Below are 19,780 nucleotides of genomic sequence, written 5' to 3'. Positions count from 1 at the left end.
AGCGTACGGGCTCAGCGCAACCGGTGCCCCGCACGCTTGACTTGCCAGCTTTGGGGGATGTTGTTTGGATGGGGCGCATGACCACCACAGCAGCTGATCAAGCGTCCGTTCCCGGTCCCGGCCGGGACACCACCGCTACCCCGTCCCCGGGCTCCGCTCCCGAACCAGTCGACGAGAATGTGTGGCTGGAGGACATCTACGGCGAGGAGCAGCTGGCCTGGGTCAAGGAGCAGAACTCCCGCACCGAGGACCTGCTCGAGGGCTCTGACTACGCGGAACTGGAAGCGGGCATCCTCGAAGTCCTGGACTCCACCGACCGGATCGCCATGGTGGGCAAGCGCGGCGACTGGTACTACAACTTCTGGAAGGACCGGCAGAACCCCAAGGGCCTCTGGCGGCGCACCTCCTGGGAGAGCTACTGCACCGATTCCCCGGAGTGGGACGTCCTGCTGGACATTGATGCCCTGGCCGAGGCCGAGGGCGAAGAGTGGGTGTTCCACGGCGCCACGTTCCTGCGTCCGGCCGCGGGCGAGCCCTACCGGCTGGCCTTGCTGGCCCTCTCCCCCGACGGCGGCGACGCGAACCGGTACCGCGAGTTCGACGTCGAGGCACGCGGCTTCGTGGATCCGGCGGAGGGCGGATTCGACCTCCCGACCGCCAAAGGCAACGTGTCATGGCTGGACGCGGACACCCTGCTGGTTGCCTCCACCGCGGAGGGCCTGCCCAGGACGGCGTCCTCGTACGCCCGGACCGCGGTGACCCTCAAGCGCGGCGATTCCCTGGCCGGCGCCCCACGCCTATTCGAGGTGCCCGAGGACCACATGATGGCCATCGTGGCGCATGATTCCACCCCCGGCTTTGAGCGCACCTTCGCGGTGGACTACATCGACTTCTTCAACCGCACCAACCTGGTGCTGCGGGGCGACGAGTGGGTGCCGATCGACGTGCCCACGGACGTCAACGTGAGCGCCCACCGCGAATGGCTGCTCTTCCGTCCCCAGCAGGACTGGGCTGTGGACGGCACCACCTACCCGTCCGGCGCCCTCCTCGCCGCCGGGTTCGAGGACTACCTCGCGGGCAACCGGGAACTCACGGTCCTGTTCACGCCCGATGCCCACACCTCGCTGCAGTCCTGGAGCTGGACCCGGAACTTCCTGCTGCTCAACCTGCTCAGGGACGTTTCCTCCGAGATCCGCGTGCTGGATCCCTCCCGGCCGGCCCACGACGGCTGGGCGGCCACTCCCCTGGACGCCTGCCCGCCGCTGCACGACGTGAACGCGTACGCCGTGGACGACGAGGACGACGAAGCAGCCAACGGCGGCGCGGGTGATGACTTTTGGCTCATCGCCACGGGCTTCACCACCCCCACAACCCTGATGCGCGGCACCCTGGAGCGGAGCGCCCGGGACGGGGAGGCCGACGGAACGCCCGGTGTGGTGAGCCGGCACGCGGCCATCAAGGCCTCGCCGTCGTTCTTCGCTGACGGCGACTATGAGGTGGAGCAGCACTTCGCCGTGTCCGACGACGGGACCCGGGTCCCGTATTTCCAGGTAGCCCCGCGCGGGCTGGCTTTGGACGGGCAGAACCCCACCCAGCTCTCCGGCTACGGCGGGTTTGAGGTCTCCCGGACCCCCGCGTACAGCGGCACGGTCGGCAGGGCGTGGCTGGAGCGCAGGACGGCTTTGTCGGACGGCAGCGACGGGAAGTCGCCGCACTCGCGCGGCGGGGTGTACGTGGTGGCGAACATCCGCGGCGGCGGCGAGTACGGGCCGGCCTGGCACCGTGCCGCCCTGAAGGAAAACCGGCACAAGGCCTACCAGGACTTCGCAGCGGTGGCCCGGGACCTGATCTCGCGCGGAGTGACCTCGCCGCGGCGGCTCGGTTGCGTGGGCGGCTCCAACGGCGGGCTCCTGGTGGGGAACATGCTCACCCGGTACCCGGAACTGTTCAGGGCGGTTTCCTGCGGTGTGCCGCTGCTGGACATGCGCCGCTACACCAAGCTGTCTGCCGGGCATTCCTGGATCGCCGAGTACGGCGACCCGGATGTTCCCGAGCAGTGGGAGTACATCAGGACCTTTTCGCCGTACCACCTGCTCAAGGACGCGGTGGAGTACCCGGAAACCTTCATTTGGACGGCCACCTCGGACGACCGGGTGGGCCCGGTGCAGGCGCGGAAGATGGCCGCCCGGATGCTGGCCATGGGGATCCCCAACGTGTGGTTCCACGAAGCTTTGGAGGGCGGCCACGCCGGCGCCTCCGACAACCGGCAGGCGGCGGCACTGCAGGCCCGCAGCCAGCATTTCCTCTGGAAGGCCCTGGCGGGCTGATGGCGGCCGGGATGGCGGTCCGGAGGGCTGTGGCCGCGGACGTTGAGCAGGTGGCCCAGGTACACCTCCGCTGCTGGCGTGAAACGTACAGGGGCATGTTGACCGATGCTTTCCTTGGCTCGGTGGATCCCGCAGGCCGGCTTGCCCTGTGGCAGCACCTGCTGGACCGTCCGGACCCCGCCGAGGCGTGGGTGGCCTGCGACGGCGCGACGATCGTCGGTTTCGCCGGGCGGCGGCGGCTGCCCGCCCCGGGCTCCCCCGAAGGGCACCCGCCGCCGACTTCCGGCGACCTGGAGCTCTGGGGGTTGTATGTGCTGGCCTCGCACCAACGCCTGGGCCTTGGCGGCCAACTGCTGACCGCTGCGCTGGGCACCCAGGCGGCGAGCCTCTGGGTGGCGGCGGCGAACAGCAACGCCATCGGTTTCTACCGCCGCTTCGGCTTTGAACCTGACGGCGCCAAGGATGTTCTTGCCGACTGGGAGGATCTGCCGGAAATCCGGATGGTCCGCGCCGGGCAAGGCCTCCCCTAGGACCTCCCGGCGCCGGTTTCCCGGGCCGCATGCCTGGCCGGGCACCGTTTTGCACTGCATGGCCGGATCTGCGTATCCTTGGTGGGCTAGGAATAGCAATTGGAGACGTGCCAGAGCGGCCGAATGGGCTTCACTGCTAATGAAGTGTGGGGCACAACTCCACCGGGGGTTCAAATCCCCCCGTCTCCGCGTTTGGCCCCGGTCCCTGGACCGGGGCCTTTTGCGTTCCCTGGCCTGGCTTCAGGAGCGCCCCTGGCCAGTCCTAAGCCAGTTCGCGAATCATCACCTTGAAGTGTCGGCAGACGCGAACGAGCTTCTGATACGCCGGACGTTGCGCCCCGCCCATTCGGAAAACGCTGTCCGGTAGCCGGACGCGGAGGGCGCCGTTCCGGGGTCAGTGGCAGGATTGGCCCATGGCGGCACGCAGCAACTTACCCCGGCCCGAAGGCACCCGGACGGCATGGAATCCTCGCCTGGCACTCCTGGTGGCGGCGACCTTCTTCATGGAGTTCCTTGACGGAACGGTCCTCACCACCGCCATCCCCAGCATTTCCGCGGACTTCGCCATCCCCGCCGCGGACGTGAACGTCACCATGACCGCGTACCTGCTGACGGTGGCCATCGGCATTCCCCTCAGCGGCTGGCTGGCGGAACGCTTTGGTGCGCGCCGGATCTTCTGCCTGGCCATCGCCGTCTTCACCGCCGCTTCGCTGGCCTGCGCCCTCAGCCAGGACCTCACCACCCTGACCTTGAGCCGTATTGCCCAGGGGGCGGGAGGCGCCATGATGGTCCCGGTGGGAACCCTGGTGGTCCTTCGCGGCACCCCGAAGTCCGAGTTGCTTCGCGCCACCGCGTTCCTGGTGTGGCCCGGGCTCCTGGCCCCGGTCCTCGCCCCGCTGGTGGGCGGTGCGCTCACCACCTACCTGTCCTGGCACTGGATTTTCCTGGTCAACCTTCCGCTCGGTGCCGCCGCGTTCCTGGCCTCGCTCCGGCTGGTCCCGGTGGCGCCAGGCGATCCGGGCCGGCGCTTGGACTGGCCCGGCATGGCCCTGACCACCGTCGGGGTAGGAGCGCTCGTGGCCGGCCTGGAGCTTGCCAGCAGCCACCCCGAACTGCCCTGGGCCGGGATCAGCGCCGCCACCGGGGCCGCAGCACTTACGGGGGCCGTGATATGGATGCGGCGCACCCCGCATCCGCTGTTCAACCTGCAAGTCTTTCGCGCCCGGACCTTCCGCGCCATGGCTACCGGCGGTTTCGTGTACCGGGTAACCATCAGCTCGGTCCCGTTCTTGTTGCCGCTGATGTTCCAGACCGGATTCGGCTGGACTCCCCTGCATGCCGGCGCACTCGTGGCCGCAGTGTTCATCGGCAACATCGGCATCAAGCCTGCCACCACGCCCCTGATCCGGAAGTTTGGCTTCAAGGCGATGCTGGTGTTTGCCTCGCTGGCGTCGGCCGTGACCTTCGCCGCTTGCGCCCTGCTGACTCCGGACACCCCGGAAGCCCTGATGTTCGCGCAGCTGGTGTGCAGCGGGGCCTTCCGCTCCATCGGCTTTTCGTCATATGCGTCGGTCCAGTACGCGGACATCCCGCCGGCACAACTCACCTCCGCCAACACAGTGTCGGCGACCCTGGTGCAGCTCGCCACAGGCTCGGGAATCGCCGTTGCAGCGCTGCTGATCCGGACGTTTGACGGGGTTTCCCTGGGGCACCAGGATGCCGCCGGACCATTCCGGGCCGCGTTCCTGGCCATGGCCGTGCTGATGCTGGCCAGCACCGCGGACAGCATGCTGCTGCCGCGGCACGCCGGGGCGTCGGTAAGCCAGCGGGGACACCGGAGAGACTCCGGCCACCGGACCGGCACAGCAAGCTCGACCGCCACATCAGCCGCAGCAGGCACGGCAGCCGGCGGCCCTGGCACTGTGACCGGGCGGCCTGCCGTCAGCCCGCCTGCGCCAGCACCAAAGGAAGCACCGCTCCCGCCCCGGCCTGCCGAAGGGAGCGCCCGGCGACCGTAAGGGTCCACCGGCTGTCAACGAGGTCGTCAATCAGCATGACCGGCTGGCCTTGGGCTGACTGCAGGGCCGCTTCAAGCTCCGGACCCACCACCAGCCGGTCCCACACGCCGGCCAGCCGGTAGGCGCTGTTGCCGCCACGGCCTCCGGTGGGACCGCCGTGCGCCAACTGCAGCTCACCAAGGTAGGGGATCCGCCCGATATCCGAGATCCCGCGGGCCAGCGAACCCACCAGCTGCGGCTTGCTCCGGGAGGGGATGCTGACGATCGCAGCTGGCCTGCCGGCTCCGCTCCACCCCGGGTTCCGGGCGTCCCCGCTGCCCCATTCGCGCAGCACCTGCACGCAGGCCTGCAGCATCCCGGGATCCACCGGCCGGTCCTGCGCGCCGGCGGCGAACACCTCCCGCAAGGCCCCGCCCCAGCCCAGGTCCGTCAGGCGGGCGAGGACCCGCCCGTCCGCGAGGCCTTCCCCTGGCTTGAGCTTGCCCTTCGCCGGAACTCCCAGGCGGTCCATGCCGCTGGGCCACTGCAGGCGCGGCTCCAGGACTCCGCCCGCCATGCTCAGAGTCTGGCCGGCGGCTGCTGTGGCCTCGGCCGCGACGTCGGCGGGGAACCATTGGCCTGCACAGTTGTCGCACCGGCCGCAGGGCCGCGCCGTCTCATCGTCCAGGACCGAGGTGATGTACTCCATCCGGCAGCCCGCCGTGTCCTGGTAGATGACCATGGAGTCCTGCTCGTCCACGCGCGCCTCGGCGATCCGGCTGTAGCGTTCGGCGTCGTAGGTCCAGGGCTGTCCGGTGGCGCGCCACCCGCCGCCGACCCGTTCCACGGCGCCGTCCACGGAAAGTACCTTCAGCAACAACTCGAGCGGGGTGCGCCGAAGGTCCACCCTTGCTTCCAGCGCCACCGTTGACAGGGCCGTTCCGGCCTCGGCCAGGGCGGTCAGTACGGCCCCGGCTTTCTCCTCGGACGGCATGGATGCGGTGGCGAAGTATTGCCAGATTTCGCGGTCCTCGGAGCCGGGCAGCAGCAGGACGTCGGCATTGGCGGCGCCACGGCCCGCACGGCCCACCTGCTGGTAGTAAGCCACGGGCGACGACGGGGCCCCCAGGTGGACAACGAAGCCAAGGTCCGGCTTGTCGAAGCCCATGCCCAGTGCCGACGTGGCCACCAGCGCCTTGACCGCGTTGTCCTTCAGCAGCTGCTCCGCCCTTTCCCGGTCGGCCGGATCGGTCCGGCCGGTGTAGGCAAGCACGTGGTGCCCTGCCTCGGCCAGCAGCCTGGCGGTGTCTTCCGCTGCGGACACCGTCAGGGTGTAGATGATGCCGCTGCCGGGGAGGTCTGAGAGGTGCGTCAGCAGCCAGCCCAGGCGCGCTTTGGAATCGGGAAGTGACAGGACGCCGAGCCGCAGCGAATCACGGCCCAGCGCGCCGCGGATGGTCAGGACCCCTGCACCGAGTTGCTCTTCGATATCGTGCACCACCCGCGAATTGGCCGTTGCGGTGGTGGCCAGGACCGGCACAGAATCAGGCAACCGCGTGATGAGGTCGGCGATGCGGCGGTAGTCGGGGCGGAAGTCGTGGCCCCAGTCGGAGATGCAGTGGGCTTCGTCTATCACCAGCAGGCCGGTCCGGCGGAGGAGTTCGGGCAACTGGTTTTCACGGAAGGCAGGATTGGTCAGCCGTTCCGGGGAGACCAGGAGGACGTCCACTTCATCGGCAGCCAACTGCTCACGGACAGTGTCCCACTCCAGCTGGTTGGCGGAGTTGATGGCCACGGCCCGCACCCCGGCCCTCGCAGCGGCGGCCACCTGGTCGCGCATGAGGGCGAGCAAGGGCGAGACGATCAGCGTGGGGCCAGCGCCCCGGCGCCGCAGCAGCAGGGAGGCCACGAAGTAGACGGCGGACTTGCCCCAGCCGGTGCGCTGGACCACCAAAGCCCGCCTCCCGGCGTCGACCAATGCCTCAATGGCCTCAAACTGCCCGTCGTGGAACACTGCACCCGGGTGCCCCACCAGGCCGCGAAGGACCTCGAGGGCCTCGGCGTGGGTGGCGGTGCCCGGGGCATCTTGACCTGCTGCAAGGGTGGGGGCGGAGAGTGTGGACGTGTACTGGTTATCGGCCATTGATTCAGTATCCCAGCACCCCCTGACAGCGGGCACAGCCCGGACTGCTATGTGGAAAGCGGCGGCCGGTGCGCCCGAAAGCGCGCAGCTGTTACGAAAGTGCGCCCGGAGCCAGCTTGGCTGCGTCCGCCGCCCACGTAAGATAAAGCCCGTGACTAGCGAACAGACAACGACATTTGATCTCTCGGCATCCTTCAAGGCCTACGACGTCCGTGGGATTGTGGGCGAATCGATCACCGCCGAAATCGTCGAAGCCGTGGGGGCCGCGTTCGTGGATGTCCTCAAGCTCGAAGGCCAGACCATCGTGGTGGGCGGCGACATGCGCCCCTCCTCCCCCGAGTTCACCAAGGCCTTCGCCAACGGAGCCGCAACGCGGGGCGCCAACGTGGAGCTGCTGGACCTGATCTCCACCGATGAGCTGTATTTTGCCTGCGGTTTCCTGAACCGCGCCGGCGCAACCTTCACCGCCAGCCACAACCCTGCCGCCTACAACGGCATCAAGATGTCCAAGGCCGGCGCCGTCCCGATTTCCTCCGAAACCGGCCTGAAGGAGATCCAGGCCCTTGCGGAGCAGTACCTCAACGCCGGGTCCATCCCCGCCGCCGGCGCCCGTGGAAACATCAGCGTCCGCGACGTCCTGAAGGATTACTCCGAGTACCTCCGCAAGCTGGTTGACCTCTCGGCCTCCCGCCGGCTGAAGGTGGTGGTGGACGCAGGCAACGGCATGGCAGGCCTGACCACTCCCGCCGTACTGGGCGACGCCCTGCTGCACAAACTGCCGTTCGACATTGTCCCGCTGTACTTCGAACTGGATGGTTCCTTTCCCAACCACCCCGCCAACCCGCTGGAGCCGGAGAACCTCCGCGACCTCCAGGCCGCGGTCATCAAGCACGGTGCGGACATCGGCCTGGCGTTCGACGGCGACGCAGACCGCTGCTTCGTCATCGACGAAAAGGGCGAGCCCGTGTCGCCGTCGGCCATCACCGGGATGGTGGCGCGCCGCGAGATCGCCCGCGCCAAGGCACAGGGTGAGGAAAAGCCTACGATCATCCACAACCTCCTCACCTCCCGCGCCGTCGCCGAGCTGGTGGAGCACGACGGCGGACGGGCTGTCCGGACCCGCGTGGGCCACTCGTTCATCAAGGCGGTCATGGCCGAGGAAGGCGCCGTGTTCGGCGGCGAACACTCCGCGCACTTCTACTTCCGCGATTTCTGGAACGCGGACACCGGCATGCTGGCAGCCATGCATGTCCTGGCAGCACTGGGCGAGCAGGACGGGCCGCTGTCCGATCTGGCACGCGAATACGAGCCCTACGTCAGCTCCGGCGAGATCAACTCCGAGGTGGAGGACAAGCCGGCGGCGGTGGAGCGGGTACGCCAGGCCTTCGCGGACGAGGACCTCACCATCGACACCCTGGACGGCAGCACGTTCACGGCCAACGACGGCAGCTACTGGTTCAACCTCCGCCCCTCCAACACCGAACCGTTCCTGCGGCTCAACGCCGAGGCGACGGACCGGGCCACCATGGAGCGCGTGCGCGACCGCGTCCTCTCGCTGGTACGGGCCTAGCAGCGGATGGCTGACCACACCGGGCAGGCAACGGAGGGCTCCGGCGGCCAGGAGAGCTGGCGCGATTCTGTTCCGGAAGCCACGGCAACCGACCTGGAGAACCTCCTGGGGACGGGTGTCAGCGCGGCCCAGGAGCAGCTCCAGCGCAACGGCGGCTTCCTGCCCTTCGCGCTTACGGTCCAGAACGACGGCGAGGTGCGGCTGGTTGCCGTCTCCCCGGCGGAGGCCGGGGAGGACACGGACGGGGATTTCGACGCCGAGGCCATGATCCACGACCTCCAGGCGCTCCTGCGGCAGAACCGGGACGACTTCCGTGCCGCCGCCGTCGTGTGCGACATCCTGCTGGTGGAAGAGGATTCCGACGCCATCCATGTCGCCGCCGAGCACCGGGACGGTTCCCTGTTCGCTGCTGTCCTGCCGTATGCCGCCAACCCCAGCACCCAGTCCTGGGATTTTGGCGAGCTGGGCGCGGATGCCAGCGAGCCCGCCATCTGGGTGGACTAGACCAGCGGCAGCCGTGAAGATCAACGCCTTCGCCGACGTCAGCCTGCGGGCACTCATGGTGCTCGCAGCGGTCCCGGATGGCACCCTGCTGACTACCCAGAGCATCGCGGACTCGGTGGGGACGCCCTACAACCATGTCAGCAAGGCGATGGCCAAGCTGCGGAGCCTGGGGCTGATTGAGGTTGTCCGGGGCCGGTTGGGCGGGTCCCAGCTCAGCCATGCCGGGCGCGTCGCCAGTGTGGGGCAGATCCTGCGGCAACTCGATTCCCGGGCCGATCCGGCCGATTGCGTATCGCCGGCCGGCAACTGCCCGCTGATCACGGAATGCCGGCTCCGCAGCGCCCTGGCCCGCGCCCGGGAAGCCTTCTACGCAGAGCTCGACTCCGTGGTGATCGCCGACCTTCCCCAGGCCCGCCAGATGGCTCCCGTATTCCAGGTGATCGGCCTCCGCCCGGGGTTGTAGCCCCACGCATCCGGGGGTCGACTACCAGTTTGATTTCAAACTTCTACACAGTGTAGAACTGAGGCAGAAATACTTGTATTTCAAATACGAGTTTTCATCCGGCCGGACGAAGGCCCCGGCCATAACCTCAGGAGTTTCAGATGCTCTCGGACAAATCCCGCCCCGTCATTGAGGCCACCCTGCCGCTGGTCGGCTCCAGGATCGGATCCATCACCCCGAACTTTTACGCCCGTCTTTTCGCGGCGCACCCCGAACTGATGGATGGCCTGTTCAGCCGCTCCAACCAGCGCTCCGGGAACCAGCAGCAGGCCCTCGCCGGCAGCATCGCAGCCTTCGCCACCCACCTGGTCAACAATCCGGGCACCCTGCCGGAGACGGTCCTTTCCCGCATCGCCCACCGGCACGCCTCCCTGGGCATCACCGCGCCGCAGTACCAGGTGGTCTACGAGCACCTGTTCGCCGCCATCGCCGAAGACCTGGCCGAGGTGATCACGCCGGAGATCGCTGAGGCCTGGACCGAGGTCTACTGGCTCATGGCAGATGCCCTGATCAAGCTCGAGAAGGGGCTCTACGCGGCCCAGGCCAACGACAAGATGTGGACGCCGTGGCGGGTTGCGGCGAAAGCCCCCGCCGGAACCGGTTCCATGACCTTCACCCTGGAACCGGCGGATGACACCCCGGTCACCGAAGCCTTGCCCGGACAGTACATCAGCGTGAAGGTGGCCCTCCCGGACGGCCTGCGGCAGGTGCGGCAGTACTCGCTCTCCGGCGATGCCGGCACCAGCCGGACCTTCACCACCAAACTCGACGACGGCGGCGAGGTCTCCCCCGTCCTGCACCACACCGTCCAGGTGGGCGACGTCGTCGAGATCTCCAACCCCTTCGGTGAGATCACGCTCAAGGACGGCGACGGCCCGGTGGTCCTGGCCTCCGCGGGCATCGGCTGCACCCCCACCGCGTCCATCCTGCGGTCGCTGGCCGAGTCCGGCTCTGACCGGCAGGTGCTGGTACTCCACGCCGAAAGCACCCTGGACAGCTGGGCCCTGCGCAGCCAGATGACCACCGACGTCGAACGCCTGGACGGCGCCGAGCTGCAACTTTGGCTGGAGCAGCCGGTGGACGGCACCAAGGAAGGCTTCATGTCCCTGCGCGAAGTGGACCTCCCTGCCGACGCGTCCCTCTACCTCTGCGGCCCGCTGCCTTTCATGAAAAACATCCGCAACGAGGCCATCAACGCCGGCATTCCCGCCACCAGCATCCACTATGAGGTCTTCGGCCCGGACATCTGGCTCGCGAGCTGATTTAACCCCTGGGCCCGCTCCTGGGCCCACGGGACGACGACGGCCCCGCACCTTTCGGAAAAGGTGCGGGGCCGTCGTCGTACTTCATGTTACGAAAGGCGGGCCTTCAGGCCTGCCAGTTCGGACTGCAGGGCTTCGGGCAGCGAGCCGCCGAAGTTGGCGAACCAGTCTTCAATGGAGGCCAGCTCGGTGGCCCATTCGGCGGGATCGACCTTGACGGCTTCCTCGACCTGCGCGGCCGTCATGTCCAGGCCCTCGAGGTCGATGGCCTCGCCGGTGGGCACGTAGCCGATGGGGGTTTCGACGGCGTCTGCCGTGCCTTCAAGGCGCTCGATGGCCCATTTGAGCACTCGGGCATTGTCGCCGAATCCAGGCCAGGCGAAGCCGCCTTCGGAGTTACGGCGGAACCAGTTGACCAGGAAGATCTTGGGCAGGCGCTCCGGATTTGCCTTGGCGGACAGGTTGACCCAGTGGTTCAGGTAGTCGCCTGCGTCGTAGCCGATGAAGGGCAGCATGGCCATGGGGTCGCGCCGGACCACGCCCACCGCGCCGGCAGCGGCGGCGGTGGTTTCCGAGGACAGCGTGGAGCCCATGAAGATGCCGTTGGACCAGCTGCGGGCCTCGGTGACCAGTGGAATGGTGGTCTTCCGACGGCCGCCGAACAGGATCGCGGAGAGCTCCACGCCGTCGGGGCTGAAGTACTCCTCGGCCAGCATGTCGATCTGGTCGATCGGGGTGCAGAAGCGGGAGTTCGGGTGGGCTGCGGGCTTATCCGAATCCGGCGTCCAGGAGTTGCCCTGCCAGTCGGTAAGGTGCGCGGGCACCTCGTCCGTCATGCCCTCCCACCACACGCCGCCGTCGTCGGTCAGCGCCACGTTGGTGAAGATGCTGCTGCCCTTGGCGATGGCCCGCATGGCGTTGGGGTTGGTGCCCCAGCCGGTACCGGGTGCGACGCCGAAGAGGCCCGCTTCAGGGTTGACCGCGCGCAGCTCGCCTTCCTTGCCAAACCGCATCCAGGTGATGTCGTCACCGAGGGTTTCCACCTTCCAGCCCTTGATGGTGGGATCCAGCAGGGCGAGGTTGGTCTTGCCGCAGGCAGAGGGGAAGGCCGCGGAGATGTAGTACGTCTTCTGCTCGGGGGAAGTCAGCTTAAGGATGAGCATGTGCTCCGCCAGCCAGCCCTCGTCGCGGGCCATGACGGAGGCGATGCGCAGGGCGTAGCACTTCTTGCCCAGCAGCGCGTTGCCGCCGTAACCGGAGCCGAAGGACCAGATGGAGCGTTCTTCGGGGAAGTGGACGATCCACTTGTCCGGGTTGCACGGCCACGGGACGTCATCCTCGCCCGGCGCCAGCGGAGCACCCAGGGAATGCAGGGCCGGAACGAAGAAGGCGTTGGTCTCGGTGATCCGGTTCAGGACATCCGTGCCAATGCGGGCCATGATTCGCATGGAAGCAACAACGTAGGCGCTGTCGGTGATTTCCACGCCGAACTTGGGGTCCTCGGCATCCAGGTGGCCCATGACGAACGGGATGACGTACATGGTGCGGCCGCGCATGGAACCGGCGAAGAGCCCGCGCAGCTTGTCCTTCATCTCGCGCGGGTCCATCCAGTTGTTGGTGAAGCCGGCGTCACGCCTGTTTTCCGAGCAGATGAAGGTCTGTTCCTCGACGCGGGCAACGTCGGCGGGATCCGAGAACGCGGCGAAGGAATTCGGGAACAGGTCCTGGTTGAGGCGCGTGAGCGTTCCGGCGGCGACGAGTTCGTCGGTCAGGCGGGTGTTTTCCTCTTCGGACCCGTCAACCCAGTAGATGCGGTCCGGCTGCGTAAGCTCAGCAACCTCTTCGACCCATGCCAGCAAGCCGGCATGTGTGGTGGGTGCTTTCTCAAGCAGCGGCTTCTGCGCCAGATCGCCCATTGCAGTTCCCTTCCTCGGGTTCATCGGTGTGAGCTAAATGCTATGGTCCGGACCACTGGAGTTTTTGGGGAGCTTGACTGACATCTCCGGTCACGAAAAGTGAATTCCGCGGAAATTCAGGGAATTTTTGCCGCAGAATCACCGATTAAGTGACAAAGGTCACCTATACCGGTCTAGTTGCGGAGATTACAAGCGTTTCGATTTGGCACTACGGCCCCGGCTCGCGTAAAGTAATTCGAGGTTCGGGGAGAGCGGTTCTTCTCCCGGGACACGGAATGCGCCCATAGCTCAGCTGGATAGAGCGTCTGTCTACGGAACAGAAGGTCAGGGGTTCGAATCCCTTTGGGCGCACCAACAAGGTCCGCACCGGTTCGCCGGTGCGGACCTTTTTTGTGCTGTTCCGGCGCCACGGCCCGGCTAGGCTGTGCACATGATGCCCGAGGCCGCTGAGCGCGAATTTGATGTTGTTGTTATCGGCGCAGGCGCCGTAGGTGAAAACGTGGCGGGCCGCGTGGTCCAGGCGGGCCTGAGCGCCGTCATGGTGGAAGCGGAACTCATCGGCGGTGAATGCTCCTATTGGGCGTGCATGCCGTCCAAGGCACTGCTCCGGCCCGGCACCGCCCTGCATGGGGCGCAGACCACCCCTGGCGCCAAGGAAGCTGTCACCCGAACCCTGGACGCCGCCGCCGTCCTGTCCCGCCGCAACTACTTCACGTCCAACTGGCAGGACGACAGCCAGGTTGCCTGGGCGGAGGACACAGGCATCGAGCTGGTGCGCGGCCACGGCTGGCTGACCGGGCCCAAGACCGTGGAGGTGGCGGGACTGGACGGGACCCAACACCTGCTGCGGGCCCGGCACGCGGTGGTCCTGGCCACCGGATCGACCCCCAACACCCCTCCGATCGAGGGCCTGGAGGACGTGCAGGTTTGGGGCACCCGGGAAGCGACGTCGGCAGCTGAGATCCCTGAGCGCCTCGCGGTCCTGGGCGGCGGTGTGGCCGGAACGGAGCTGGCGCAGGCCTTTGCCCGCCTGGGTTCAAGCGTCACCCTGGTGGCGCGCAGCGGCCTGCTTGGCACGTTCCCGGAGGAAGCGGCAGCGCTGGTGGCGGCTGGATTGCGGGCAGACGGCGTCAACCTCCGGCTGCATACGGCCACCGAACGCATCGCCGCGAACGACGACGGGACGCTCACCGTCAGCCTGGGCGACGGAACCACCGTCACGGCGGAAAAGGTCCTGGTCTCCACCGGCCGGCACCCGGCACTGGAAGGCCTGGGCCTGGAAAGCGTGGGCTTCGAGCCCGGTGAATCGGGACACCTGAGCCTGTCCACTGACACCACGGGCCTCGTGGAAGGAACCCCCGGCAATGACCACTGGCTGTATGCCGTGGGGGACGCCGCGGGCAAGAACCTCTTCACCCACCAGGGCAAGTACGAGGCCCGCGCCACCGGCGACGCCATTGCCGCCCGGGCCAAGGGCGAGCTCAAGGGAGCCCCGGGCGACTGGACCCGCTGCGCCCAGACCGCCAACCAGCACGCCGTACCCAGCGTCGTCTTCACGGATCCGGAATTGGCCAGCGTGGGGCGCACCCTGGCGACTGCCAGGAAGGACGGCTACAACGCCTCATCCGTGGAACTGCCCATCCAGGTGGCTGGCTCCTCCCTGCACTCGGAAAACTACGAGGGGTGGGCGCAGCTCGTGGTTGACGAAGACCGCAAGGTCCTCCTGGGCGCCACCTTCGCCGGGCCTGACGTGGCTGAGCTGCTGCATGCGGCCACGGTGGCAGTGGTGGGCGAGGTCCCGCTGGACCGGCTGTGGCACGCGGTCCCTTCCTATCCCACCATCAGCGAGGTCTGGCTCCGGCTGCTGGAGAACTACGGCCTGTGACTCCTATTTGAACTGACCGGTCAGTTTGGTTAGTCTTGAGGCAGACTTCTTCTGCGAAAGGCAAGCCTTGCTCTCAGCACACCAGCTCCAGGCCAAAGGACGCCGGGACCCGCTGCTTCCTCCCACGTCCCTGACGGTTGCCCGCGGCGAGCTCCTGCTCGTTGCCGGCGACCGGCAGGACCAGCGCACCGCGCTGGCGCTCCTGCTCAGCGGCAGGATGAAGGCCACCGGCGGGGGACAGCTCAGCTGGGACGGCAACTCCCGGACCAAGCACCTCCGCCTCGCCGCGGCGCTGGTGGACTCCCCCGGCGTCAATGAACCGGAGGAACACCTCAGCGTCCGCGACCTGGTGACCGAGGACCTGGCCCTGATCCCCCGCCGCTACCGTGGCGCCCTGCTCAGCCGGCCCTGGCTCAAGGTCAACCGGTTCGAGGACATCGCGGACCTGTGGACGGAACAGCTCGAGCCCCGGCGGCGGCTCGAGCTGCTGACGGCGCTGGCCCTGGCCAACCCGCGCACCGACCTGCTGGTGGTCGACTCCCCGGACCGGCACAGCGCGGATGAACTCACCTGGCTGCCGCGCCTCCAGGCGTTGGCGTACGACGCCGGGCGGCCCCTCGCCGTCGTAGCGGCCGTCAGTGCCGTCCCCGCATCGTGGGACGGGCCGGTTGCCCACATCGGCAACGAGGCACCCGACCCCGCCACCGATCCCGCGCCGGAACGGATCCCCGAAACCGCCCCCGATGCCCCCGCCGGCACGCTCTCAGCGGAGTCCATGCCTGACCGGGAAAACCAGGAAACCGAACTCGAAACCGAGGTTGCCAAGTGACTGTCCTGCGGCTGGCCCGCTCCGAACTCAAGCGCATGACCGGCGGGCTGCTGCCCAAGCTGACCATCCTGGCGCTGACAATGGTCCCGCTGCTCTACGGCGCTGTGTACCTGTACGCAAACTGGGATCCCTACGGCCACCTCAACAGCCTCGACGCCGCCCTCGTGGTGGAGGACTCGGGCGCCACCGCTGCCGACGGCACCCGGCTGGAGGCCGGAACCAAGGTGGCGGACAGCCTGGTGGAAGGCAACGTGTTCCACTGGGTTCCGGTTTCCAGCTCAACGGAGGCCGATGCCGGAGTCAGCAGCGGCCAGTACGCCTTTGCCCTGAAGATCCCCAAGGATTTCTCGGCAAACCTGGTCTCGCCGGGCAGCTTTGATTCCGCGAGCCAGGCCATGCTGAACGTCACCACGAACGATGCCAACAACTACCTGTTGAGTACCATCGTGGACAAACTCACCACGGCCGTCCACACCTCGGTGGCCAAGGAGGTTGGTGAGGAGACCGCCAACCAGTTGCTCACCGGCTTCGGCACCATCCACAGCAAGATGGTCCAGGCTGCGGACGGCGCCGCCCAGCTGGCCGACGGCGTGGCGACCCTCAGGGACGGAACGGTCACCCTCCACCAGGGCACCACAGCCTTGAGCAGCGGCGCCGACCAGTTGTACGCCGGCCAGCTGAAGCTGCGGGACGGCGCCAACCAGCTGACCGACGGCGCAGGTCAGCTCAGCAACGGATTGTCCACGCTCAAGGACAAGACCGCTACGCTGCCCTCCGATACCCAGACGCTGGCGTCCGGCGCGGCCCAGGTGGCAGCCGGGAATGCCCAGCTCAATACCAAGGTCCAGGACGTGGCGTCCCAGCTGGAGGCAGCCGACCAGGGGCTGCGCACCCGGGTGGTGGAGTCCAACAGCAGGCTGGTCGCGTCGGGCATCCTGACCCAGGAACAGGCTGACAAGGTGCTGGCTGATTTCGACGCCGCCGCGGCGTCCAGCCCTATGGCCGCGGCCAAGGCCAAAATCCAGACGGACGCCGAACAGGTCCAGCAGCTGGCCGACGGCTCCCAGGCCGTCAGCGTCGGCGCAGCCCAGCTGGCCGCCGGGATGCCTGCCCTGAAGGACGCCATCGGGCAGGCCTCGGCCGGGGCGAACCAGCTGCACACAGGGGCCGCAGCACTGGCAACCGGTGAGCAGTCCGCCGTCGACGGCGCCGCCGGGCTTGCGGACGGGGCGCGGAAGGTGGACGCCGGCGCGGCCCAGCTCGCCGATGGGGCGGCCCAGGCCGCCACCGGTTCCCGTACCCTGGCCGACGAGATCGGAAAGGGTGCCGGCCAGGTTCCCAACCCGGACGACACCCAAAAGAGTAACCTCTCGCAGGTGATGGCCGATCCTGTGGCGGTCAGCAATGTCTCGCAGGCCAAGGCCGGTTCCTACGGGGCAGGGCTGGCACCGTTCTTCCTCACGCTCGCCCTGTGGATCGGGATCTTCATGCTGATCCAGGCGATGCGGCCCATTACCCAGCGGGCCCTGGCCTCGAACGCGCCGTCGTGGAAGATCGCGCTGGGTGGCTGGCTGCCGTTCCTGCTGGTCTCCGTAGTGCAGGCGTCCCTGCTGACCTTGGTGGTGGATGTGGCGCTGGGGCTGAACCCGGCGCACCCGGTCCTGATGTGGCTGTTCCTGCTGGCGGCGGCTATGGCGTTCAGCGCCCTCATCCAGGGGATCGTGGCCCTGCTGGGCTCCCCGGGCAAGCTGGTGGTGCTGATCCTGCTGGTCCTGCAGCTGGTGTCCTCCGGTGGAACGTTCCCGTGGCAGACCACCCCGGAGCCGCTGCATGCGGTGCACCAGGTCCTCCCCATGGGCTACGTGGTGACCGGGATGCGGCACCTGATCTACGGCGCGGACCTGTCCATGATTGTTCCCACCCTGGTTGGCCTGCTGGGCTACACCGTCCTGGGCGCGGCCCTGTCCACCCTGGCGGTGCGCAAGAACAAGTATTGGACACTCAAGACACTGAAACCGGAGATCGCCGTATGACCACCGAACCCCAGGCCGGGGCGAAAGCGCTCCGGCCCGCCCGGACCAACGCCACCCGCCAGAAACTCTTCGACGCCTCCATGGAGCTCATCGGCGAACGCGGGGCAGCCAACGTCACGGTGGACGAGATCGCCGCCGCTGCCGGGGTGTCCAAGGGCACGGTCTATTACAACTTCGGCAGCAAATCCGAGCTCATCGCCCAGTTGCTGCGGCACGGGGTGGACATCCTCAAGGCACGCCTGCTTGAGGCCGCTGACGGCGGCGGCGGCCGGGACCCGCTGCTGGCCATGGAAGCGATGATTGGCCAGGCCATGGACTTCATGGCCGAATACCCTTCCTTCGCCCGCCTGTGGGTCAGCGAAAACTGGCGGATCCCCAGTGAATGGCAGGGCACATTTTCGGTCCTGCGCGGGGAGCTCCTCGCGGTCATCGGCCAGGCCGTGGAAAGCGTGGCCGCGGCATATCCGGTAGATGGCTCGGTGTCCCGGGGCAGCCTGGAGACAGCCATCTTCGGCGCCTGCTTCGTGGTGGGCCTGGACCGGCAGACCTACAATCCCGAGCGGACCCGTGACCAAAGTGTTGCAGCAATCATGGCCATCATGCGCGGCTACGTCCTGAAGGATGCCGCGCCTCGGGGATGATGGAGCACATGCGCCATACCGGAAAGAGCGGAAAGTTTGCGGTGATCTGCGGCGTCGTCGCCGCCGGGCTGCTGGTGCTCACGGGGATGACCCTTGCGGAGCCGGTGTTCGTCGCGTTCCTTGGCGTCCTGGCGCTGGCGTACCTGGCTGCGGTTGCCGAGGTGGTGGTCCGCCGCCGGCGCTTCGCCCTGTTCGCCGCGGGGACCGGAACTGCCCTGGCCCTCGGCTTTTCCCTGGCGTTCGTCAGCACCTGGACGCTGGCGTACGACGACCAATCCTCCTTCCTGGGCACCCCGCTGCCCACCCGCGACCCGGACAACTACTTCCTGGGCGCCGGGGTTGCGGCCGCGGCAACTTTCGGGATCCTCTTCCTGGGCGCGCTCTGGCCGGGGCGGCGGCGCGCAACGCCGGTCCGCAGGCCGGCCGGAACCACCAGGCGCCCGGCGGCCGCCCCCCGCCCGGGCACCCGGGCCGCCGCACAGGGCACCGCACGCCCCGCACCGCAGCGCACTCCACCACAACGGCCCGGACCGCCGCCGCGCAGCCCCCGTGCAGCCGCCCCACGGACCGCCGGCCAGGCTTCCGGACCGCAGGCTTCCGGACCGCAGGCATCCGGCGCCCAGGCGTCCCCCGCTCAGCGGACGTCCGTTTCCCGGGCTCCCATCCGGGGGACATCTGCGGCAGCCAAGCGCCCGTCGTCGTCCGTGTCCCCCGCGCCCAAACCGGCACCAAAGTCCGGCAGCGGCTCAGCCTCCCGCCGCTGACGGCGCCCGCCTGCTCCGGTGAGCACCGCGGTGGCCACGCCGCCCAGGAGGAGCAGGCCGCCCGCCAGTTCCGTTGCCGACGGCACCTCGGCGAGGACCAGCCACGCCGTGCTCATGCCCACCACCGGGACCAGCAGCGTGAAGGGCACCACGGCCGACGACGGGTGGCCGGCAAGGAGCCGGTTCCAGATGCCGTAACCCACCAGCGAGGCAAAGATTGCCGTGTACAGCGCGCTGAGCACGGTGGGCGCCTGCAGCGTGGCCAGCGACTGCCACACCCTGTCCGGACCGTCCACGAGCACGGACAATACCCCCAGCGGAAGCGGAACCACAGCCCCGGACCAAACCACCAGCCCCAGGCCCGACGCCGCTTTGGCCTTCCGGGCCATGACATTTCCGGCGGCCCAGGACAACGCCGCGGCCAGGACGATAATCAGCGGCAGCAGCGGTGCCACGGCGCTGCGTCCTGCCGCCACGACGGCGAGCCCGGCGACGCCCAGCACCACGCCCGCCAGTTGACGCCGGCTGGGGCGTTCGCCCAGGAAGCCCGCGGCAAGGAGGACGGTCAGCAGGACCTGCGCCTGCAAGACCAGGGACGCGAGCCCCGCGGGCATGCCCAGTGCCATGGCCAGGTAGAGGAGGCCGAACTGGCCTGCGCTCATGAAGAGTCCGACGCCGATGATGGCCTTCCAGCTGACGTCCGGTTTCCTGATGAAGAAGATCCAGGGGAACACCACCAGGACGAAGCGCATGGCCACGAACAGCAGCGGCGGGAAGTCGTGGCCGCCGGCATGCAGCCCGAGGTCGATGGCCACGAAATTCAGGCCCCACAACAGGGCGACAAGGACGGCAAGGAGGGAATCGCGCAGGTTCACAA

The 19,780-nt window shown here is 68.0% G+C and carries 14 protein-coding genes and 2 tRNA genes; 13 read left to right on the top strand and 3 right to left on the bottom strand.

Annotated features, from left to right (window positions below):
• The first annotated feature begins 77 nt into the window (after nucleotides 1-77).
• The 4 genes from ACFVVC_RS20750 (at nucleotide 78) to ACFVVC_RS20735 (ending at nucleotide 4,875) form a co-directional block, all read left to right on the top strand.
• Nucleotides 78-2,327, top strand: a complete 2,250-nt coding sequence (locus ACFVVC_RS20750) for a prolyl oligopeptidase family protein (protein ID WP_387457774.1) — start codon at nucleotides 78-80, stop codon at nucleotides 2,325-2,327.
• Nucleotides 2,328-2,422: 95 nt separating this feature from the next.
• Nucleotides 2,423-2,857, top strand: a complete 435-nt coding sequence (locus tag ACFVVC_RS20745; RefSeq protein WP_387457771.1) for a GNAT family N-acetyltransferase — start codon at nucleotides 2,423-2,425, stop codon at nucleotides 2,855-2,857.
• 101 nt (nucleotides 2,858-2,958) lie between these two features.
• A tRNA-Ser gene (locus ACFVVC_RS20740) sits at nucleotides 2,959-3,046 on the top strand.
• Between the two features lie 224 nt (nucleotides 3,047-3,270).
• Complete coding sequence (locus ACFVVC_RS20735; RefSeq protein ID WP_387457768.1) at nucleotides 3,271-4,875, top strand: MFS transporter; 1,605 nt, start codon at nucleotides 3,271-3,273, stop codon at nucleotides 4,873-4,875.
• On the opposite strand, the gene ACFVVC_RS20730 is transcribed toward ACFVVC_RS20735, so the two are convergent.
• Nucleotides 4,799-6,997: a RecQ family ATP-dependent DNA helicase gene (locus ACFVVC_RS20730; RefSeq protein WP_387457765.1), complete on the bottom strand. Its 2,199-nt coding sequence runs from the start codon at nucleotides 6,995-6,997 to the stop codon at nucleotides 4,799-4,801. The two genes, ACFVVC_RS20735 and ACFVVC_RS20730, sit on opposite strands and share 77 nt — an antisense overlap.
• A 151-nt stretch (nucleotides 6,998-7,148) precedes the next feature.
• On the opposite strand from ACFVVC_RS20730, the gene ACFVVC_RS20725 reads away from it, so the two are divergent.
• From ACFVVC_RS20725 to ACFVVC_RS20710, 4 genes are all read left to right on the top strand, one after another.
• Nucleotides 7,149-8,567: a phosphomannomutase/phosphoglucomutase gene (locus ACFVVC_RS20725; RefSeq protein WP_387457762.1), complete on the top strand. Its 1,419-nt coding sequence runs from the start codon at nucleotides 7,149-7,151 to the stop codon at nucleotides 8,565-8,567.
• Nucleotides 8,568-8,573: 6 nt separating this feature from the next.
• The gene (locus ACFVVC_RS20720; RefSeq protein WP_387457758.1) at nucleotides 8,574-9,071 is read left to right on the top strand and encodes a hypothetical protein; all 498 of its coding nucleotides are present in this window, start codon (nucleotides 8,574-8,576) and stop codon (nucleotides 9,069-9,071) included.
• A gap of 13 nt (nucleotides 9,072-9,084) precedes the next feature.
• Complete coding sequence (locus ACFVVC_RS20715) at nucleotides 9,085-9,534, top strand: RrF2 family transcriptional regulator (protein WP_387457755.1); 450 nt, start codon at nucleotides 9,085-9,087, stop codon at nucleotides 9,532-9,534.
• 140 nt (nucleotides 9,535-9,674) lie between these two features.
• A complete protein-coding gene (locus ACFVVC_RS20710) occupies nucleotides 9,675-10,835 on the top strand; it encodes a globin domain-containing protein (RefSeq protein WP_387457752.1) in 1,161 nt (386 codons plus the stop codon).
• Between the two features lie 89 nt (nucleotides 10,836-10,924).
• Here the strand turns inward: ACFVVC_RS20710 and ACFVVC_RS20705 are convergent, their stop codons facing one another.
• The gene (locus ACFVVC_RS20705; protein WP_387457749.1) at nucleotides 10,925-12,751 is read right to left on the bottom strand and encodes a phosphoenolpyruvate carboxykinase (GTP); all 1,827 of its coding nucleotides are present in this window, start codon (nucleotides 12,749-12,751) and stop codon (nucleotides 10,925-10,927) included.
• 277 nt (nucleotides 12,752-13,028) lie between these two features.
• Between ACFVVC_RS20705 and ACFVVC_RS20700 the strand changes: the two genes are divergently transcribed.
• From ACFVVC_RS20700 to ACFVVC_RS20680, 5 genes are all read left to right on the top strand, one after another.
• Nucleotides 13,029-13,105, top strand: a tRNA-Arg gene (locus tag ACFVVC_RS20700).
• A 76-nt stretch (nucleotides 13,106-13,181) separates the two neighbouring features.
• Nucleotides 13,182-14,636: a dihydrolipoyl dehydrogenase family protein gene (locus ACFVVC_RS20695; protein ID WP_387457746.1), complete on the top strand. Its 1,455-nt coding sequence runs from the start codon at nucleotides 13,182-13,184 to the stop codon at nucleotides 14,634-14,636.
• A gap of 67 nt (nucleotides 14,637-14,703) precedes the next feature.
• Complete coding sequence (locus ACFVVC_RS20690; protein WP_387457743.1) at nucleotides 14,704-15,465, top strand: ABC transporter ATP-binding protein; 762 nt, start codon at nucleotides 14,704-14,706, stop codon at nucleotides 15,463-15,465.
• The gene (locus ACFVVC_RS20685; protein ID WP_387457740.1) at nucleotides 15,462-17,498 is read left to right on the top strand and encodes a YhgE/Pip family protein; all 2,037 of its coding nucleotides are present in this window, start codon (nucleotides 15,462-15,464) and stop codon (nucleotides 17,496-17,498) included. Before ACFVVC_RS20690 ends, ACFVVC_RS20685 begins: the two co-directional genes overlap by 4 nt.
• Nucleotides 17,495-18,139 (top strand): TetR/AcrR family transcriptional regulator, encoded by a 645-nt coding sequence (locus ACFVVC_RS20680; RefSeq protein WP_387457737.1) that lies wholly within the window; start codon nucleotides 17,495-17,497, stop codon nucleotides 18,137-18,139. The genes ACFVVC_RS20685 and ACFVVC_RS20680 overlap by 4 nt, the downstream gene beginning before the upstream one ends.
• Before the next feature lie 634 nt (nucleotides 18,140-18,773).
• Here ACFVVC_RS20680 and ACFVVC_RS20675 read toward each other — a convergent pair.
• Entirely contained in the window at nucleotides 18,774-19,778 is a 1,005-nt protein-coding gene (locus ACFVVC_RS20675) for an EamA family transporter (protein WP_387457734.1), read from the bottom strand.
• Nucleotides 19,779-19,780: the final 2 nt, after the last annotated feature.

This window comes from Pseudarthrobacter sp. NPDC058196 (assembly GCF_042882685.1).
In the GTDB taxonomy this organism is placed as follows: Bacteria; Actinomycetota; Actinomycetes; order Actinomycetales; family Micrococcaceae; genus Arthrobacter.
Note: the sequence above shows the minus strand (reverse complement) of the source record. Positions and strands in the feature narration are given on the sequence as shown.

Excerpts from the sequence above, each read along its gene's own strand:
- ACFVVC_RS20730 (WP_387457765.1), bottom strand. The coding sequence starts at position 6,997 with ATGGCCGATAACCAGTACACGTCCACACTCTCCGCCCCCACCCTTGCA.
- ACFVVC_RS20705 (WP_387457749.1), bottom strand. The coding sequence starts at position 12,751 with ATGGGCGATCTGGCGCAGAAGCCGCTGCTTGAGAAAGCACCCACCACA.
- ACFVVC_RS20680 (WP_387457737.1), top strand. The coding sequence starts at position 17,495 with ATGACCACCGAACCCCAGGCCGGGGCGAAAGCGCTCCGGCCCGCCCGG.
- ACFVVC_RS20710 (WP_387457752.1), top strand. The coding sequence starts at position 9,675 with ATGCTCTCGGACAAATCCCGCCCCGTCATTGAGGCCACCCTGCCGCTG.
- ACFVVC_RS20720 (WP_387457758.1), top strand. The coding sequence starts at position 8,574 with ATGGCTGACCACACCGGGCAGGCAACGGAGGGCTCCGGCGGCCAGGAG.
- ACFVVC_RS20695 (WP_387457746.1), top strand. The coding sequence starts at position 13,182 with ATGATGCCCGAGGCCGCTGAGCGCGAATTTGATGTTGTTGTTATCGGC.
- ACFVVC_RS20735 (WP_387457768.1), top strand. The coding sequence starts at position 3,271 with ATGGCGGCACGCAGCAACTTACCCCGGCCCGAAGGCACCCGGACGGCA.
- ACFVVC_RS20750 (WP_387457774.1), top strand. The coding sequence starts at position 78 with ATGACCACCACAGCAGCTGATCAAGCGTCCGTTCCCGGTCCCGGCCGG.
- ACFVVC_RS20745 (WP_387457771.1), top strand. The coding sequence starts at position 2,423 with ATGTTGACCGATGCTTTCCTTGGCTCGGTGGATCCCGCAGGCCGGCTT.